The organism is Terrabacter sp. GCM10028922, from assembly GCF_042666095.1.
GTDB lineage: Bacteria > Actinomycetota > Actinomycetes > Actinomycetales > Dermatophilaceae > Terrabacter.
This window is the reverse complement of the sequence record NZ_JBHTFG010000006.1, coordinates 23,478-41,277: the sequence shown is the minus strand read 5'-3', so window position 1 is coordinate 41,277 and position 17,800 is coordinate 23,478. Positions and strand designations below refer to the sequence as shown.

The following is a 17,800-nucleotide window of genomic DNA, read 5'->3' as shown; positions in this document are numbered from 1 at the left end:
GGCGAAGGAGGGCCGGGTGAGCGCGACGTGAGCGCGAGCGTCGTCGTGCGCGGCTCCGGCTCCATCGGCCGGCGCCACGCTCGGGTCTTCCGCCAGGTCGGCGCCGACGTCGCCCTGTGGCCCGTCCGCGAGCGCGCCACGGTCCCCGGCACGGTCGACGATGCGACCGGCGCGCGCCTGCTCGACGACAGCTCCGGGCCCGAGGCGGTGCGCAGCGCGGCTCTCGTCGTCGTCGCGACCGACACGTCGCGCCACGTCGCCGACACCCTCGCAGCGCTCGACGGCGGCGCCGAGAAGGTGCTCGTCGAGAAACCGGTCGCCCCGACCGTGGCCGACACGGCCGCCCTGCGTGAGCATCCACGCCAGTCGCTCGTCTGGGTCGCCGCCCCGCTGCGCGCCCACGAGGCCTTCCGACACCTGCGCCGGCTCGTCGGCCACGTCTCGACCGCCGGGTCGGCACACGTCTGGTCGCAGTCGTGGCTGCCGGACTGGAGGCCCGACCGCGACTACCGCGAGTCCTACTCAGCCCGACCCGATGAGGGTGGCGTGCTGCGCGACCTGGTCCATGAGATCGACTACGCCGCCGTCCTGTTCGGCTCTCCGACGCTCCTCGGAGCCAGGGTGGAGACGACCGGTCCGCTCGACGTCGCGTCCGACCAGGCGGCGACCCTGCTGTGGTCGACCGACCGCGAGTTCACCGTGACGGCACGCCTCGACTACGTCACGCGGCCGACCACGCGCGGGGTCGTCGTGCACTCGCCGGACGGCATACTCGAATGGGACGTCGTGCGGGCCACGGTGCGCCACACGACGCCCGACGGCGAGGTCACCGAGCAGGTGTTCGCCCACGACCTCGACCGCGACATCGTGATGGGCGCCCAGGCGCGGGCCGCCCTCGAGCTGCGTCCGACGGCACCCGCCACCGAGCGCATCGCCCGCGGCGCACCAGCGACCCTCGCCGACGGCATCGCCGCCGTGCGCCTCTGCGACGAGGCCCGCGCCGCCGGGCGCCCCGGCCAGCCTCCCGAGGAGCCCTCATGACGACGTCGACGACGCCACGCGTCCTCGCTGTGATCCCCGCCCGTGGCGGCTCGAAGGGCTTGCCCGGCAAGAACATCCGCCCCCTGTGGGGACTACCGCTCATCGCGCACAGCATCAGGGCCGCTGCCCTGACGCCCGAGGTGACCCGCTGCGTCGTGACGACCGACTCCGAGCAGATCGCACAGGTCGCACGCGCCCACGGCGGAGACGCGCCCTTCCTGCGTCCGGCCGAGCTGGCCGCCGACGACACCCCGATGGCGCCCGTCGTCCGGCACGCCCTCGAGTGGGCCGAGCACGAGGAGGGAGTGGCGTACGACGCCGTGCTGCTGCTCGACCCCACCAGCCCCGCCCGGGTGCCGGCCCAGCTCGCCGACGCCGCGCGCCGGCTCGCGACCGCACCGGCGCTCGACGGCGTCATCAGCGTCTCGGAGCCGACGTTCAACCCCGTGTGGGTCGGGGTGCGTCCCGACGACGCGCGCGACGGGGCGCTGACCCGGTTCTTCCCGTCCGGCACGGGCGTCACGCGGCGCCAGGACGCCGGCCGGTTCCTCCGGATCAACGGCAACTTCTACCTCTGGCGGGCCGACTTCGTCCGCCGCCTCGAGGCGTCGTGGTTCGACGAGGGCACCCACGAAGGACTGGAGATCCCCGAGGCGCAGGCGTTCTCGATCGACGACGACTACGAGTTCCGGCTCATCGAGGCCCTCATCGGCGCCGGCCTCATCACCCTGCCGTGGCTCGACGCCACCGACCCGCGCGCCGTCCCGACGGAGGACCTGCGATGACCGACCCCACGACCTCGCTCGCAGGCCGGACCGCCGTCGTCACGGGCGGCGCCGGTCCGCTCGGCAGCGTCCTCGCGGACGCCCTGGCGGCAGCGGGCGCCCGGGTCGTCGTCATCGACCTCGACGAGGCCTCCTGCGCGGCGACCGCCAACGCCCTTCCCGGGTCCGGCCATGTCCCGCTGGGCACCAACCTCATTGACCCGCAAGGACTCTCGGTCGTCGTCGACGCCCTGCACGAGCTGGGGGCGTGCGACGTCCTCGTCAACAACGCCGCGTTCACCGGCACCTCCGGAGTGCCCGGGTATGCCGTGCCGTTCGAGGAGCAGACCGACGAGGCGTTCGCGATGGCGCTCGCTCTCAACCTCACGGCCCCGTTCTCCCTGACGCGACGTCTCGCCCCGCTGCTGCGGGCTGGCGGTCACGGCAGCGTCGTCAACGTGTCGAGCATCTACGGGCTCGTCGGTCCCAACATGGGTCTCTACGCGGGCACGAGGATGGGCAACCCGGCGGCATACGCCGCGAGCAAGGGCGGCCTCGCCCAGCTGACCCGCTACCTCTCGACGGTGCTCGCGCCCGACGTGCGCGTCAACGCGTTCGCCCCGGGAGGCATCGCCCGTGGGCAGGACGACGCGTTCGTCGAGCGCTACGAGCGCCTCACCCCGCTGGGCCGGATGGGCACCGAGGACGACTTCCGCGGCGTCGTCACCTGGCTCGCCTCGGACGCGTCCGCGTACGTCACCGGCCAGGTCGTCGCCGTCGACGGCGGCTGGACCGCCTGGTAGCACTCCCACCCGCCCACACCACCCCGGTTGAGGGCGTCAGGACGCGAGCTCCGGGGCGACCTTCTCCTCGAAGAGCTCGATGCCGGAGCGGTCGTAGGCCGCCTCGCCGAAGTACATGATGGCGTAGGTCATGCCTCGCGACTCCATGTCCTTCAGCATCTCGACGATCTGCTCGGGAGTGCCCACAGCCGGCTGGCGGCGCAGGTTCTCGACATGGTGCTCGACCTTCGCGTCGGACACGCCACCCCTGCGGAGCAGCTCGCCGTTGAACCTCAGGCGGTCCTCGACGTCGGCCTCGGTCTCGCCGATGACGACGTTGTAGTCGGCCGACCGGACGATCGAGCCGAAGTCGCGCCCGAGGTCGTCGCAGTGCCCCTTGAGGACCTTGCTCTTGTGGTCGAAGCCCTCGGCGCCGCCGTCGAAGTTCGTGTAGTCGGCGTACTGCGCGGCGATCTTGAGCGTCACCTTCTCGCCGCCGCCCGCGATCCACATCGGGATGCCGTTGGCCTCGCTGCCCGGGCGGCTGGTGCCCTGCAGCGGCCGCGGCGCGCAGATGGCGCCGTCGACCTGGTAGTACGTGCCGTCGAGCGTCGCCTCGCCCTTGGTCCACATGTCGCGGAAGATCTGGACGCCCTCGCGGAGCGCGCCGAGGCGTTCGCCCGCCCGGGGGAAGCCGTGGCCGTAGGCGCGCCACTCGTGCTCGTACCAGCCGGCGCCGATGCCCATCTCGGTGCGCCCGCCCGAGATGACGTCGACGGTGGCCGCGACCTTCGCGAGATAGGCCGGGTTGCGGTAGGCCATGCACGTGCACATCTGGCCGAGGCGGACCCGGCTCGTCGCGGCGGCGAACGCCGCCATGAGCGTCCACGCCTCGTGCGTGGCCTCGCGCGACGGGTCAGGCACCGTGTGGAAGTGGTCGTAGACCCAGATGGACTCGAAGACGTCACCGTCGTCTGCGTGCTTGGCGAGGTTGACCATGGCCTCCCACTGCTGGGCCGGCTCGATGCCGACGAGATCCATGCGCCAGCCCTGGGGGACGAACATTCCGAATCGCATCCCGTCATCCAACCACGGCCGGCTGGGCCGGGTCTGGACGCCATAGGGGGCGCGAGAGCGTGTGAGGATGGCCGTATGAGACTGCTGCACCAGAACGACCCCGCCGTCATCCGTGACCTGCTCAACACGCCGGCGACCTGGGCGGTCGTGGGCCTCGGCGACAACCCCGACCGCACCGCGTACCGGGTGGCATTGTGGCTGCAGCGCGAGCTGGGCATGCGCCTCGTGCCGGTGCACCCGAGCGGCGCCGAGGTGCACGGCGCCCAGGGCTACAAGACGCTGGCCGACATCCCTGACGGCACGGTCGTCAAGGTCGTCGACTGCTTCGTCAACAGCAGCCGGGTCGGCCAGGTCGTCGACGAGGCGCTCGCCGAGCGCGAGCGGCTCGGCATCGAGGCCCTCTGGCTGCAGCTCGGCGTCATCGACGAGGACGCCGCTCAGCGTGCCGAGCAGGCCGGGCTCGCGGTCGTCATGGACACCTGCCCGAAGATCGAGTACGCCCGCGTCAAGCCGGGCGACGGCGCCGACGCCGTGACCGACTGACCTCTCGTGTCCGGCCTCGCCCTCCACGAGCGACGGTGGGGCGCTCGTGGCGCCCGACCGCCCGTCGTGCTCGTGCACGCGACGGGCGACACGTCGGCCGACTGGGGCGAGGTGGCGGCTGGGCTCGCGGGTGACCGGCTTGTCGTCGCCGTCGACCTCCGCGGCCACGGTGCGAGCCCGTGGCCGGGTGCCTACGCGCTGCCGGACCTCGCGCAGGACCTGACCGCCACGGTGGAGCGGCTCCACGACGAGTCCGGGGCCGACGGCGGGCACCGCGCCGTCGACGTCGTCGCCCACTCGCTCGGCGGACTCGTCGCCTGCCTCCTCGCGAGCCGCCGTCCGGACCTCGTGCGCCGACTCGTCCTCGAGGACGTGCCCGTGCCGCACCCCCGCGAGCCCCGGCCACCCGCGCGGCCGGCGGGCGAGCTCGCCTTCGACTGGGAGGCGGTGCTCCAGGTCCGCGCGCAGATCGACGATCCCGACCCGCGGTGGCCGGAGGTCGTGGCCGCGATCACCGCACCGACCCTCGTCGTGTGGGGCGGTCCGAACAGCCCGATGCCGCACGCGCACGTCGCCGAGATGGCCGCCACGGTCGCCGACGGGCGACTGGTCCGCATCGACGCCGGGCACCTCGTCCACGCCAACGAGCCAGAGTCGTTCACCCGTGCCACGCGCGACTTCCTCGACTCCCCGGCCTGACCACGGTCGTATGCCGTCAGCGCGGTCCTCACGACACGCGCCGACCTGGTCGCTCAGTCGGTGATCCCGCGGGCGACGTGCTCGCGCAGCAACGCTCCCTTGGCGTGCGCCTGGTCGCGCAGGTCGGCCTGGAACACGAGCATCTGCTCGCGTACGTCGGTGGCGAGCTCGTCGCCACCGGTGCCGACGATGCGCGCCGCGAGCAGTCCCGCGTTGCGGGCGCCGCCGATCGACACCGTGGCGACGGGCACGCCGGCCGGCATCTGCACGATGGACAGCAGCGAGTCCATCCCGTCGAGGTACTTGAGCGGCACGGGCACGCCGATGACGGGGAGGGGAGTCACCGAGGCGAGCATGCCGGGCAGGTGCGCGGCTCCACCGGCGCCGGCGACGATGGCGCGTAGGCCGCGCTCGGCGGCGCCCTGGCCGTAGGCGATCATCTCGTCGGGCATCCGGTGCGCCGAGACGACATCGGCCTCGTAGGGGATGCCGAACTCCTCGAGGGCGCGGGCGGCCTCGCGCATCACGGGCCAGTCGCTGTCGCTGCCCATGACGATGCCGACGACGGGCTGGGCGCCTGCGTTGCTGGGTGGCGTGGCTGCGGTCACGCTCATTCCGTGATCACTCCTCGGAGGTAGTCGGCGGCGTGGCCCGCGCGCTCGCGGGCGGCGCCGAGGTCGGTGGCGCTGACGTTGACGTGGCCGATCTTGCGACCCGGGCGGACACCCTTGCCGTAGACGTGGACCTTGGCCCCGGGGTCCCGCGCCATGATGTGGCGGTACGCCGAGTACAGCTCCTCGTGCTCCGGCAGGTCGCCGCCGAGGACGTTGGCCATCACCGTCCACGGAGCCCGCGGCCTGGGGTCGCCGAGCGGCAGGTCCAGAACGGCCCGCAGGTGCTGCTCGAACTGTCCCGTGACGGCACCGTCCATCGACCAGTGGCCGCTGTTGTGCGGGCGCATCGCCAGCTCGTTGACGACGTAGGCCGCCTCGCCGGAGCCGCCACGCACCTCGAACATCTCGACGGCGAGGACGCCCGTCACACCGAGCTCGCCGGCGATGCGCAGCCCGGCTTCGGTCGCGACCGACGCGAGGTGGGGGTCGAGTCCGGGCGCGGGGGCGAGGACCTCGGTGCAGATGCCGTCGGTCTGCACGGTCTCGACGACGGGCCATGCTGCGGCCTGGCCGGAGGGGCTGCGTGCGATGAGCACGGCGAGCTCGCGGACGAAGTCGACCTTCTCCTCGAGGAGAAGCCCGCCCTCGAGCGGGCCGGGCTCGCCGATGCGAGCGATCCAGTCGGCGAGGTCGTCGGCCGAGCCGGCGAGCGCCACGCCCTTGCCGTCGTAGCCGCCGCGCGGCGTCTTGGCGATGACCGGCCAGCCGATCTCGTCGCCGAACGCGGTGACCTCCTCGGCCGTCGTCGCGCGGGCCCAGCGCGGACAGGCGATGCCGAGCCCGCTGAGCCGCTCGCGCATCGCGAGCTTGTCCTGGGCGAAGTGGAGCGCAGCCCGGGTGGGGTGGATGGTCACGCCGTCGTCCTCGAGCGCCTCCAGGACGTGCGCAGGCACGTGCTCGTGGTCGAACGTCACGACGTCGCACTCCCGCGCGAAGGCCAGCACGGTGTCGAGGTCGGTGTGCTCACCGACAGGCGAGCTCGGCACGACGAGGGCCGCGGCTGCGGTGTCGGTCTCGGCGAGCACGGTGAGCTGGATGCCGAGCTCGACGGCGGGACCCTGCATCATCCGGGCCAGCTGTCCGCCGCCCACGACACCGACGACGGGGAATCCTCCGGGGGCGCGCTTCGGCTGGCTCACGTCGGCCAAGCGTAGTCGGACTCAGCGCAGTGGGTCGTGGGGCCCCGGGACGGCCGCCTTCGGCTGGCCGGCAGCCTCGCCCTGCTCGTCACCCTCGTCGTGCAGGACGACCTCGGCGTGGATCGGGTCGGCCAGGTCGGGGTGGTGCGTGCGCACGGCTGCGAACGTCCAGAGCTTGTTGAGCACGAAGGAGATCGGCGTGACGACGCCGATGACGATGAGCTGCGCCCAGTAGAGCCGTGTCCGGAAGCCGGTCGAGTCGTCGAGCAGGGTCGTCGGCAGGTGGATCGGTGAGTTCCGGTGCATGAGCAGGGTCAGCAGGACGAGACCGACGACCTGGCCGAGCAGCCCCACGGCGAGGAACGGCCAGTACTCGTGCCACCACCGGGCGTGCCTCGTCGTGCGGAAGGTCCACGTGCGGTTGAGCTGGAAGTTCCAGAGGTTCGCGACGACGAAGGCGATCGTCGAGTACACGTGGTACCAGCGGACGTTGTACTCGGTCGCCGGCAGGCCGACGATGGCCTGCTCGAAGGCAGGTCCGAGCTTCTTGACGACGACGAGGGTGAGCAGGTTGACGAGCACGCCGGACGCGCCCACCGCCGCGAACCGGAACAGCAGCACCCAGTTGTGGCGGTGGCGCACGAACAGGAACTCATGCAGCCGCCTCACGCGGGCACCCTACCCCGCAGGGCCGGGAGTTCCGGGACGGTTCGCTGAGCCCGGGTGGAGCGGGCTCAGTCGGTCTCGGCCTCGGAGAGGAAGAGCGCGAAACGCGCCGGCTGGGCCTGCACGAGGTCGAGGCGTCCGCCGTTCGACTCGGCGAGGTCGCGCGCCAGCGCCAGGCCCAGGCCGGTGCTGCCCCCGGCGCCGCTGCTGACCGAGCGTTCGAAGATGTGCGGTGCCATGGCGGCCGGCACGCCGTCGCCCTGGTCGCTCACCTCGACGATGACGGAGGGCCCGGAGCGCCTGGCGTGGACGTCGACCGTGCCACGGCCGTGGACCAGGGAGTTCTCGAGGAGCGTCGAGAGCACCTGCGACAGGGCAACCGGCGTCGACCTGACGAACAGGCCGCGCTCACCGCGCACGCGCACGGAGCGGCGAGCCTGCTCGAAGGCCGGCTGCCACTCCCGCTGGAGTGCCGCGATGACGGAGTCGAGCGACACTGCGGGCGAGGGCCCTCCGGCCCCGCGGGTGCGGCCGAGCAGGTCGTCGACCACGCGGGTGAGCCGCTCGACCTGGGCGATGGCGATGTTGGCCTCCTCCTTGACGACCTCGGCGTCGTCGGTCTCGGAGATCTCCTCGAGGCGCATGAGCAGGGCGGTCAGGGGCGTGCGCAGCTGGTGCGAGGCGTCGGCAGCGAAGTCGCGCTCGGCGGCCAGCGACTTCGTCATGTCGTGGGCCCGCCGCGTCATGACGCCCGACACGTGGTCGATCTCGTCGATGGACGAGTGGACGGGTGTCAGGCGTGCCTCACCGGCCGCGAAGCGGGTGGCGAGGTCGACGAGCTCCTTCGACGAGCGCTCGACGTGCTGCCGGGTGGCCTGCGTGACGGCATAGGCCACGAGCCCGCTGACCGCGCCGACGACGAGCATGGCCGTGCCGAAGCGTGCCACGCCGAGGGTCGGCTCGGACCCGAGCCAGTCACGCACGACGCCGGGCCGCTGGGTGACGACCCAGGCCACGAGCCCCGTCGACAGCAGCACGGACATCCCGGCGCACACGGCCGCCACGACGAGCGCCATCCGGTCGAGCGTGCGCCTCACGGTCAGTCGGCCTGGGGTCGCTCGAACCGGAAGCCGACGCCGCGCACCGTGGCGATGTACTGCGGTGACGTCGCGTCGTCACCGAGCTTTCGCCGCAGCACCGAGATGTGCATGTCGAGGGTCTTCGTGGAACCGAACCACGCGGTGTCCCAGATCTCGCGCATGAGCTGCTCGCGCGAGACGACCTTGCCCTGCTCGCGCACGAGGACGCGCAGCAGGTCGAACTCCTTGGCCGTCAGCTGCAGCTCCTCGCCCTTGAACCAGGCGCGACGGCCGTCGGAGTCGATCCGCACGAGCTCACCCGAGGTGACGACCTCGGTCGGGGTGCGCCGCAGCAGCGCTCGGACGCGCGCGAGCAGCTCGGCGAGCCGGAACGGTTTGGTGACGTAGTCGTCGGCGCCGGCGTCGAGGCCCACGACCGTGTCGACCTCGTCGGCGCGGGCCGTGAGGATGAGGACGGGGATCGTGCGGCCCTCGGCCCGGATGCGACGGCACACCTCGAGGCCGTCGATCTTCGGCAGTCCGAGGTCGAGCAGCACAAGGTCGGGGTTCTCCTTGGCGCCGTCCAGGGCAGCCGCACCGTCCTCGCGCACGTCGACGTCGTAGCCCTCGCGCCGCAGCGCGCGCGCCAACGGCTCGGAGATGGCTGGGTCGTCCTCCGCCAGGAGCACTCGCGTCATGTCACCGTCCTCAGATCCGCCGGCCCGGGGGTGCACCGACCGACGTGAGCCTATCGACAACGGACCGATTTGCACCCCGACGCCCCGGCGACACGGGTCAACGACAGGTCAAGGGCGTCAAGGAGGGCGACGAGGTCAGCGCCGTCAACGGCCGGGCCAGGCGGGCCGACGCTTCTCGGCGAACGCGGCGACGCCTTCGCGCCGGTCGCCGGAGAACGCCGTCGCCCGCCAGCATGCGTCCTCGATCTCGAGACCGGCGGCGAGGTCGACGTCCGAGCCGAGACGCATCGCGCGCTTGGCGTTGCGCAGCCCCACGGGCGAGTTGGCCGCGATCGTGCGCGCCAGCTCGAGCGCACGGTCGCGGGCGGTCCCGGCGGCCACGACCTCGTCGACGGCACCGAGGTCGAGCGCCTCCCGGGCAGGGAGTCGGGCGGCCGTGAAGATCGCCCGCGCCGCCCGCGACCAGCCGACGCGGCGCACGAGCAGCTGGGTGCCGCCACCGCCCGGGATGACCCCGACACTCACCTCGGGCAGCCCGACGAGCGCGCTCTCCCCCGCGACGATGAGGTCGCACGAGAGGGCGAGCTCGAACCCCCCGCCCAGGGCGAACCCGTCGACCGCCGCGATCGCCGGCACGGGCAGGTCGAGGACGCCACCGTATGCCGCCCGCGCCACCGGACGCTGCTCCATGAGGTCCGCGTCGGTGAAGGAGCTGCGCTCCTTGAGGTCGGCGCCGACGCAGAAGGCCTTCTCGTGGCTCGACGTCAGCACGACGCAGCGCACGGTGTCGTCGGCCGCCACCTGGGAGGTCGCCGCCGCGATGGCGCGGGCCATCTCCGTCGAGACCGCGTTCATCGCCTCCGGCCGGTCGAGGACGACCTCGGCGACGTGCGCCAGCCCCGGGTCGTCGAACCGCTCGACCCGGACGAGTGGGCGGCGGACGAGTGGGCGGTCGGCGTCGGGCTCGGTCGGCGTTGACGGCATACGTCGGTCTCCTTGTGGGCTCACGCGTCGGTGCGCAAGGGTGCGGGGATCACGGGGTCCGGCGTCGGTGTGTCCGACACCGAGCGGCGGCCGGCGGACGTCGCCCGGCGCAGCAGCGAGGGGGTCACCGGGCCGACGCCGCGCAGGATGCGCCGGCGCTGCCCGGTCAGCTCGAAGCCGGAGAGACTGGCGAGCTCGCGCGCCATCGTCGCGTCGACGAGGACGCTCCCCGCCTGGGCGACGGCCGTGAGACGGGAGGCCCGGTTGACGGTCGTGCCGAAGACGTCGCCGAGGCGGGAGATGATCGGCCCGCGGGCCATGCCGCAGCGTACGTCGGGCAGCACGTCGTCCTGGGTCATCGTCTCGACGAGGTCGAGCGCGATGGCGGCGGCCGGAGCGGCCCCGACGGTCGTGAAGAGCACTTCGTCGCCGACGGTCTTGATGAGGCGGCCGCCATGGGCCGTGATGACGTCGGCCGAGAGCGCCTCGAAGCGCGACACGAGGCGGGCCAGGTCACGCTCGGACATGCGCCGCACGAGCGCCGTGAAGTTGACGAGGTCGGCGAAGCCGACGGAGCGCATCTTCGTCATGCCGTACGACTCGGGGTCGGCGTCGGCGAGCATGCGCGACACCGTGGCCGACAGGTGCCGCCGCCACGCGTAGACGAGGAGCGGCTCGAGCCGGTCAGTCAGGACGGCGAGGCGCTTGGCGGTCTCGGTCGCGGTCTCGAGGCTCGGCACCGACCGTGTCTCGCCGTCGTCGTCGTCGCTCTCGTCGGCGAGCGCGGCGGACATGTGGGCCTCGACGGCCTCGGCGATGAGCTGGGACTGCCAGCCCGCGAGGCGGTCGGCCGAGCGCGCAAAGGCACGGGTCATCGCCAGAGCCGTCGGCTCGTCGAGCAGACCCTCGCGGACGATGCCGGCGACCGCCGCGAGCGCCTTCCGGTCGGCCTCGGTGAACAGCTCGTCGTCGGTGTCGACGACGGGGAAGCCGAGCGCGTGCCAGAACCGGCGCGCCGAGAGGAGCGACACCTCGGCGCCGCGGCTCACGTCGCGTCGGCGCAGCTCGAGCGGACGCCCGAGCAGCTGCTCGGTGTAGTCCTCGCTCGCCCGCCCGCCTGGCTCGCCCGGCTCGGTCATGGCCCGATCATGCCAGCCCTGCGCCTGCTGGCCGGACGTGCACGACGTCGCCCGCCGCGAAGCTGCGCGAGCCCTGCGCCGTGCTCACGACGAGGGCGCCGTCGTCGTCGACGGCGGTGGCAGTGCCCTCTGCCGCCTCACCCCCCGGGAGGTGCACCCGAACTCGCGCGCCGATGGTCGAGCAGGCCTCCCGGTATGCCGTCCGGGTCGCCTCGGCGCCGCCTCCGGGTCCGGTGCCGGGGAGCACGGAGACGAGGTGGTCGAGGTAGGAGACGAGGAGGACCTCGCGACGGACGGTCGCCCCGGACAGCGCCAGCGAGGTGGCGGTGTCGACAGGCAGCTCGGCGCGGGTCTGGTCGACGTTGACCCCGGTGCCGACGACGACCGCCTGCACACCGCCGGCCGTCACCAGCTCGCACAGGATCCCGCTCAGCTTGCGGTCGCCGTCGTCGGCGAGAAGCACGTCGTTGGGCCACTTGAGACGCGGGGTCAGCTCGTGCCCTGCGGCCGCCGACACCTCCCGGACCGCCCGCGACAGCGCGAGCCCGGCGAGGAGCGGCATCCAGCCCGCCTGGGCCCGATCGGTGACGGGGACGGCCACGCTGACCGCGAGCGAGGCGCGGTCGGGCACGGTCCACGCCCGGCCGAGCCGTCCTCGCCCACCGGTCTGGTGGTCCGTGGTCACCACCCACCAGAGACCGGGGGGCGGCTCGCCCGGCACGGCGGCATACGGCCCCGGGTCAGCGGTCAGCAGGTCGCGCAGCCGGGTGTTCGTCGAGCCGAGGGCAGGATGGAACTCGACCCCGCGCCATGGCCGGCCGGACGTGACCAAGGCCGCACTGACAGAGTCCGAGTCAAGCGAATCGCGCACGTTTCCAAGGCTAGAGTGCCGGACATGGCAAGCGATCACGCCGTGGCGGAGCAGCCCACCAGCGCGTCTGACGGACCCGATCTCAGCACGACGGCGGGCAAGCTCGCGGACCTGAGGCGGCGAGTCGCCGAGGTGGCCCACGCCGGGTCGGAGCGCGCCGTCGACAAGCAGCACGCCCGCGGCAAGAAGACCGCCCGCGAACGCATCGCGATGCTGCTGGACGAGGGCACCTTCATCGAGCTGGACAAGTACGCCCGGCACCGCAGCAACAACTTCGGCCAGGAGAAGAACCGGCCCTACGGCGACGGCGTCGTCACCGGCTACGGCCTCGTCGACGGACGCCAGGTCGCCGTCTTCGCGCAGGACTTCACCGTCTTCGGCGGCTCGCTCGGCGAGGTCTTCGGCGAGAAGATCGTCAAGGTCATGGACTTCGCCATGAAGATCGGCTGCCCCGTCATCGGCCTGAACGACTCCGGCGGCGCGCGGATCCAGGAGGGCGTGGTCTCCCTCGGGCTCTACGGCGAGATCTTCTTCCGCAACGTGCGCGCCTCCGGCGTGATCCCGCAGATCAGCCTCGTCATGGGCCCGTGCGCCGGCGGCGCCGTGTACTCCCCCGCGATCACCGACTTCACCGTGATGGTCGACCACACCTCGCACATGTTCATCACCGGGCCCGACGTCATCAAGACGGTCACCGGCGAGGACGTCGGCTTCGAGGAGCTCGGCGGGGCGCTGACCCACAACAGCAAGTCCGGCGTCGCGCACTACATGGGCAGCGACGAGCAGGACGCCATCGACTACGTCAAGGCGCTGCTGTCCTACCTGCCGAGCAACAACCTGGAGACCCCTCCCGCGTACGGCGACGGAGAGGGCGACCTCACCGTCACCGACGAGGACCTGTGGCTCGACACGTGCATCCCCGACTCGCCCAACGTCCCCTACGACATGAAGCAGGTCATCGAGCACGTCGTCGACGCCGGCGACGACGGCCCCGACTTCCTGGAGGTCCAGCCGCTCTTCGCCCCCAACATCCTCACCGGGTTCGCCCGCATCGACGGCATGTCGGTCGGCATCGTGGCCAACCAGCCGCTGCAGTTCGCCGGCTGCCTCGACATCGACGCCTCCGAGAAGGCGGCCCGGTTCGTGCGCACCTGCGACTGCTTCAACGTGCCGGTGCTGACCTTCGTCGACGTTCCCGGGTTCCTGCCCGGCACTTCCCAGGAGTGGGACGGCATCATCCGCCGCGGCGCCAAGCTCATCTACGCGTACGCCGAGGCGACCGTCCCGAAGATCACCGTCATCACCCGCAAGGCCTACGGCGGCGCCTACGACGTCATGGGCTCCAAGCACCTCGGCGCCGACATCAACCTCGCCTGGCCCACCGGGCAGATCGCGGTCATGGGCGCCCAGGGCGCGGTCAACATCCTCTTCCGCAAGGAGCTCGCCACCACTGCCGAGCAGGGCGGCGACGTCGAGGCCCGCCGCGCCGAGCTCGTCACGCACTACGAGGAGACCCTCGCCAACCCGTACGTCGCCGCCGAACGCGGCTACATCGACACCGTCATCAGCCCGTCGAACACCCGGATGAACGTCACCCGCGCCCTGCGCGCCCTGCGCAACAAGCGCGAGACCCTGCCGCCCAAGAAGCACGGGAACATCCCACTGTGAGCGCTGTGAACAATGGGAGCCCTGTGAGCACGGGAGGTGGAGCCACGTCCGGGGACGCAGCAGCTGCGGAGGCCGTCACCGTGCCGCCGGCGATCCGTGTCACCGGGAACCCCACAGCCGAGGAGCTCGCGGCCCTCGTCGCTGTGCTCAGCGCCATGGGCGGCGGCGAGCCCACGGATGCGACGGACCACACGCGGTCGGCGTGGTCCGACCCCTCGTGGCGGCTGCTCGGTCCCTCGCGCGCGAGCGGCGGCTGGCGCGCCAGCGGCCTCCCGCGCTGACCTGCACCGGCTCACGCCGACCAGTTGAGCCACGCCGCAGCCTCGTCCTGCGGTCCACACCCTGGCTCGGTTGGCCGATACCCCGCCCACTCCCCTAGTCTTTTCGCTCATGTCCGTCGACTCCTCCGCCGTCGTCCGGCTCGCCCAGCGCTACACGCTGCGCGAGCGCATCGCCGTCGGTGGCATGGGTGAGGTGCACCTCGCGACCGACGAGCGTCTCGGACGCACGGTCGCGGTCAAGGTCCTGGCCCCGGAGTTCGCCGACTCCCCCGACTTCGTCGAGCGGTTCCGTCGCGAGGCCCTCACGGCCGCCGCCCTGGCGCACCCCAACATCGCGCAGGTCTACGACTACGACGTGGACGGCGCCTCCCACTTCATCGTCATGGAGCACGTCGACGGCACGGACCTCGCGCGGCTGCTCCGGGATCGTGGCCGGGTGACGCCGGTCGACGCGGTCCGGATCGCCGAGCAGGTCTGTTCGGCGCTCGGAGTGGCCCATCGCGCCGGCGTCGTGCACCGCGACATCAAGCCCGGCAACGTCATCGTGCGTCCCGACGGCACCGTCAAGGTCACCGACTTCGGCATCGCCCAGGCGCTCGGCCAGGCCTCGCTCACCGACACGGGCACGGTGATGGGGACCGCCGCGTACATCTCGCCCGAGCAGGCCCGCGGCTCGACGACGAGCCCGGCGTCCGATCTGTACTCTCTCGGGATCCTGCTCTTCCACATGCTCACCGGAGCCGTGCCGTTCGACGGCGACACGCCCGTCGCGATCGCCATGCGTCACCTCGACGAGCCCGTCCCGCTGCCGAGCTCGCGGGTGGCCGGTCTTCCCGACGACCTCGACGAGGTCGTCGCCCGAGCCACCGCGAAGGCACCGGGCGACCGCTATCCGGACGCCGCCGCGATGGCGCAGGCCCTGCGCCGGCGCGAGTCGGGAGCCGACGCAGCGACGCGGGCCCTGCCCCTCGGGGCGGCGACCTCCGTCCTGGGCGTGGGGACGAGGACGGCGGCCTTCTCGGCGGTCGACGCTTCCGGCCCCACGGCAGGTGCCACGGCCGCCTTCGAGGCCGCGCCGTCCAGCGCCGAGGCTGTGGCGCCCGCGGCCACGCCCGCGGCCGGCCGGACCCCAGCCGCCGCTCCACGCCGCTCCACGAACGAGCGGTCACGTCGCGGGACCGGGCCCAGCCCCATCGTCTGGGTGCTCGTCGTCGTCGTGCTCGCCCTCGTCGGGGCCCTCGTCTTCGTGCTGCTCTCGGGCCCGGACCGCTCGACGCCGGGGGCGGCCGACACCAACCGGTCGACGAGCTCCTCGGCCCCAGCGACGTCGACTCCCCCGACCACGTCCGCCGACGCGGACGGCGCCACGGTGCCCAGCGGCATCGTCGGGCAGGCGCGTGAAGCGGCTGTCAAGGAGCTCATCCGCAACGGCGTCAACGTCCGGTGGGTGCTCGTTCGCTCGACCAGCCCGGAGGACGAGGTCCTGGGGACCTTCCCCGCCGAGGGTGAGCCGATGACACCGGGCCAGACCGTCGCCCTCGTCGTCAGCCGTGCCCATGCGCCCGACGAGGCCAACACGTCGTTCGTCGTGCCCGACGGCATCGTCGGCACCGACGCGAAGCAGGCGTCCTCGCTGCTCGAGCCCGAGAAGGGCCTGCGCCTGACGCGGGTGACGATCCCGTCCGACGCCGCCGAGGGGCAGGTCGTGGGCACCTGGCCCGCGGTCGGCGCCCCGACGTCCGACGGCGTCGTGGTGCTCGTCGTGTCCGGCGGCTCGGCGACGGACGACAACGACAGCAAGGGCGACTCCGGCGGCAAGGGCGACTCCGGCGGCAAGAGCGACTGAGGCCGGGGCACCGCCACCTGCAATGCGCTGGCATGCGCGTCCGCCCTCGATTACGTTCTCCGGGTGACTGACAGCAGCGCGCGGACCGCGCGACCCCAGACCGACGTCGACCGCATCGCGGAGTCGTACTTCGACGCCGTCGTCGCCCTCAGCCCGATCAGCGCCACCTACCTTGGCGTGCCCGGGCGCGAGGAGGACCTCGACGACCTGTCCCCGGCGGGCAACGCCGCCGCCTCCGAGCTGCGCCGGGCGACCCTCGCCGAGCTCGCATCCGCCACCCCCGCCGACGAGGTCGACCGGGTGACGGTGGCGGCCATGACCGAGCGCCTCCAGCTCTCCGAGGACCGGTATGCCGCCGGCCTCGACGAGATGTCGCTCAACGTCCTCGCGTCGCCGCTCCAGAGCGTGCGCGACGTCTTCGACCTCATGCCGCAGTCGACGGAGGCCGAGTGGCGCACGTTCGCGGTGCGCATGGGAAAGATCCCGGAGGCCCTCGAGGGCTACAAGGAGTCGCTCCTGCTCGCGCGGGAGCGGGGCCAGGTCTCGCCGCGACGGCAGGTCACCGCGTGTGCCGAGCAGTCGCGCGATCTCGTGGCCGACGACGGCTACTTCGCCAAGGTCGTCGCCGACGCGACGGTCGGAGTCGAGCCGCTCGCGGGTGAGGTGAAGGAGCAGCTCGCTGCGTCAGCCGCCGCGGCGGCGACGGCATACGGCGACATCGCGGAGTGGCTCGAGCGCGAGCTGCTGCCGCACGCCCCGGAGGCCGACGCCTGCGGCATGGAGCGCTACCAGCTCGAGTCGCGCTACTTCCTCGGCGCCGCGGTCGACCTCGAGGAGACCTACCGCTGGGGGCAGCAGGAGGTCGCCCACCTGCACGCCCAGATGAAGGAGATCGCCGAGGGCCTCGAGCCGGGCGCCGGCGTCGAGCGCGGCGTCGAGCTGCTCGACGGCGACGAGAAGTACCACCTGCACGGCACGGACGCCCTCAGGGCGTGGATGCAGGAGCGGGCCGACGAGGTCATCGCCGACATGAAGGACGTCCACTTCGACATCCCCGGCCCCGTCCAGAAGATCGAGTGCATGATCGCGCCGACCCAGACCGGCGGCATCTACTACACCGGGCCGTCCGACGACTTCAGCCGTCCCGGCCGCATGTGGTGGTCGGTCCCGAAGGGCAACACCGAGTTCAGGACGTGGAACGAGCTGACCACCGTCTACCACGAGGGCGTCCCGGGGCACCACCTTCAGGTCGCGCAGACCGTCTACCGCTCCGAGCTGCTCAACAAGTGGCGGCGCCTCGAGTCGTGGACGTCGGGCCACGGCGAGGGCTGGGCGCTCTACGCCGAGCGGCTCATGGCCGAGCTCGGCTACATGGACGATCCCGGGAACCGCATGGGTTGGCTGGCGGGACAGTCCCTTCGCGCCGCGCGCGTCGTCATCGACATCGGCGTGCACTGCGGGTTCGAGGCCCCCGAGGAGGTCGGCGGCGGCGCGTGGGACTACGACAAGGCGTGGACCTACCTGACCCGCTACGGGTTCATGGACGAGAAGATCCTGCGCTTCGAGCTCAACCGCTACCTCGGCTGGCCCGGTCAGGCCCCGAGCTACAAGATCGGTGAGCGCCTCTGGCTACAGCTGCGTGACGAGCTCAAGGAGCGTGAGGGCGACTCGTTCGACCTCAAGGCGTTCCACCGCCGTGCCCTCGACATCGGGGGCGTCGGTCTGGACACCCTGCGCGCCGCCGTCCTCCAGGAGATCTGAGGCACCCCCCCGGCTCGACCCCGACGGCGCCGCTCCCCGGAGCGGTGCCGTCGCCGTCCGGGCCAAGGAGTCCGGGGCCGGGCGTCCG

Annotated in this window: 18 protein-coding genes; 9 read left to right on the top strand and 9 right to left on the bottom strand. The window is 72.4% G+C overall.

What is annotated here, in order from left to right; all coding sequences use genetic code 11:
- Positions 1–27: 27 nt before the first annotated feature.
- From ACFQU3_RS05090 to ACFQU3_RS05080, 3 genes are read left to right on the top strand one after another with little or no spacing between them, the layout of a single operon-like run.
- Positions 28–1,041: a Gfo/Idh/MocA family protein gene (locus ACFQU3_RS05090; protein WP_385907410.1), complete on the top strand. Its 1,014-nt coding sequence runs from the start codon at positions 28–30 to the stop codon at positions 1,039–1,041.
- Complete coding sequence (locus ACFQU3_RS05085) at positions 1,038–1,826, top strand: cytidylyltransferase domain-containing protein (protein ID WP_385907408.1); 789 nt, start codon at positions 1,038–1,040, stop codon at positions 1,824–1,826. Before ACFQU3_RS05090 ends, ACFQU3_RS05085 begins: the two co-directional genes overlap by 4 nt.
- A complete protein-coding gene (locus tag ACFQU3_RS05080; RefSeq protein WP_385907406.1) occupies positions 1,823–2,608 on the top strand; it encodes an SDR family oxidoreductase in 786 nt (261 codons plus the stop codon). Before ACFQU3_RS05085 ends, ACFQU3_RS05080 begins: the two co-directional genes overlap by 4 nt.
- A gap of 36 nt (positions 2,609–2,644) precedes the next feature.
- Here ACFQU3_RS05080 and ACFQU3_RS05075 read toward each other — a convergent pair whose 3' ends face one another.
- Positions 2,645–3,664, bottom strand: a complete 1,020-nt coding sequence (locus ACFQU3_RS05075; RefSeq protein ID WP_385907404.1) for an LLM class F420-dependent oxidoreductase — start codon at positions 3,662–3,664, stop codon at positions 2,645–2,647.
- A 75-nt stretch (positions 3,665–3,739) separates the two neighbouring features.
- Here ACFQU3_RS05075 and ACFQU3_RS05070 point away from each other — a divergent pair, with 75 nt between their 5' ends.
- Both ACFQU3_RS05070 and ACFQU3_RS05065 read left to right on the top strand, forming a co-directional pair.
- Positions 3,740–4,207 carry a CoA-binding protein gene (locus ACFQU3_RS05070; protein WP_385907402.1) on the top strand — a complete coding sequence of 156 codons (468 nt, stop codon included), beginning with the start codon at positions 3,740–3,742 and terminating at the stop codon, positions 4,205–4,207.
- A 6-nt stretch (positions 4,208–4,213) separates the two neighbouring features.
- Positions 4,214–4,906: an alpha/beta fold hydrolase gene (locus ACFQU3_RS05065; RefSeq protein WP_385907400.1), complete on the top strand. Its 693-nt coding sequence runs from the start codon at positions 4,214–4,216 to the stop codon at positions 4,904–4,906.
- Positions 4,907–4,959: 53 nt separating this feature from the next.
- On the opposite strand, the gene purE is transcribed toward ACFQU3_RS05065, so the two are convergent.
- From purE to ACFQU3_RS05025, 8 genes are all read right to left on the bottom strand, one after another.
- A complete protein-coding gene (gene purE, locus ACFQU3_RS05060) occupies positions 4,960–5,520 on the bottom strand; it encodes a 5-(carboxyamino)imidazole ribonucleotide mutase (RefSeq protein WP_385907398.1) in 561 nt (186 codons plus the stop codon).
- Complete coding sequence (locus tag ACFQU3_RS05055; protein WP_385907396.1) at positions 5,517–6,719, bottom strand: 5-(carboxyamino)imidazole ribonucleotide synthase; 1,203 nt, start codon at positions 6,717–6,719, stop codon at positions 5,517–5,519. Before ACFQU3_RS05055 ends, purE begins: the two co-directional genes overlap by 4 nt.
- A 21-nt stretch (positions 6,720–6,740) precedes the next feature.
- A complete protein-coding gene (locus tag ACFQU3_RS05050; RefSeq protein ID WP_385907394.1) occupies positions 6,741–7,388 on the bottom strand; it encodes a GtrA family protein in 648 nt (215 codons plus the stop codon).
- Positions 7,389–7,453: 65 nt separating this feature from the next.
- Entirely contained in the window at positions 7,454–8,482 is a 1,029-nt protein-coding gene (locus ACFQU3_RS05045) for a sensor histidine kinase (RefSeq protein ID WP_385907392.1), read from the bottom strand.
- 2 nt (positions 8,483–8,484) lie between these two features.
- On the bottom strand, positions 8,485–9,162 hold the full coding sequence (locus tag ACFQU3_RS05040; protein WP_385907390.1) for a response regulator transcription factor: 678 nt from the start codon (positions 9,160–9,162) through the stop codon (positions 8,485–8,487).
- Between the two features lie 144 nt (positions 9,163–9,306).
- Positions 9,307–10,146, bottom strand: coding sequence for an enoyl-CoA hydratase/isomerase family protein (locus tag ACFQU3_RS05035; RefSeq protein WP_385907388.1), 840 nt, complete (start codon positions 10,144–10,146; stop codon positions 9,307–9,309).
- Positions 10,147–10,166: 20 nt separating this feature from the next.
- Positions 10,167–11,285 (bottom strand): adenylate/guanylate cyclase domain-containing protein, encoded by a 1,119-nt coding sequence (locus ACFQU3_RS05030; protein WP_385907386.1) that lies wholly within the window; start codon positions 11,283–11,285, stop codon positions 10,167–10,169.
- Positions 11,286–11,292: 7 nt separating this feature from the next.
- Positions 11,293–12,156 (bottom strand): biotin--[acetyl-CoA-carboxylase] ligase, encoded by an 864-nt coding sequence (locus ACFQU3_RS05025; protein ID WP_385907384.1) that lies wholly within the window; start codon positions 12,154–12,156, stop codon positions 11,293–11,295.
- A gap of 24 nt (positions 12,157–12,180) precedes the next feature.
- On the opposite strand from ACFQU3_RS05025, the gene ACFQU3_RS05020 reads away from it, so the two are divergent.
- The 4 genes from ACFQU3_RS05020 (at position 12,181) to ACFQU3_RS05005 (ending at position 17,712) form a co-directional block, all read left to right on the top strand.
- Positions 12,181–13,824 carry an acyl-CoA carboxylase subunit beta gene (locus ACFQU3_RS05020; RefSeq protein WP_385907382.1) on the top strand — a complete coding sequence of 548 codons (1,644 nt, stop codon included), beginning with the start codon at positions 12,181–12,183 and terminating at the stop codon, positions 13,822–13,824.
- Positions 13,825–13,847: 23 nt separating this feature from the next.
- Positions 13,848–14,105: an acyl-CoA carboxylase subunit epsilon gene (locus ACFQU3_RS05015; protein WP_385907380.1), complete on the top strand. Its 258-nt coding sequence runs from the start codon at positions 13,848–13,850 to the stop codon at positions 14,103–14,105.
- 109 nt (positions 14,106–14,214) lie between these two features.
- On the top strand, positions 14,215–15,951 hold the full coding sequence (locus ACFQU3_RS05010; protein ID WP_385907378.1) for a protein kinase: 1,737 nt from the start codon (positions 14,215–14,217) through the stop codon (positions 15,949–15,951).
- 63 nt (positions 15,952–16,014) lie between these two features.
- Complete coding sequence (locus ACFQU3_RS05005; RefSeq protein WP_385907376.1) at positions 16,015–17,712, top strand: DUF885 domain-containing protein; 1,698 nt, start codon at positions 16,015–16,017, stop codon at positions 17,710–17,712.
- Positions 17,713–17,800: the final 88 nt, after the last annotated feature.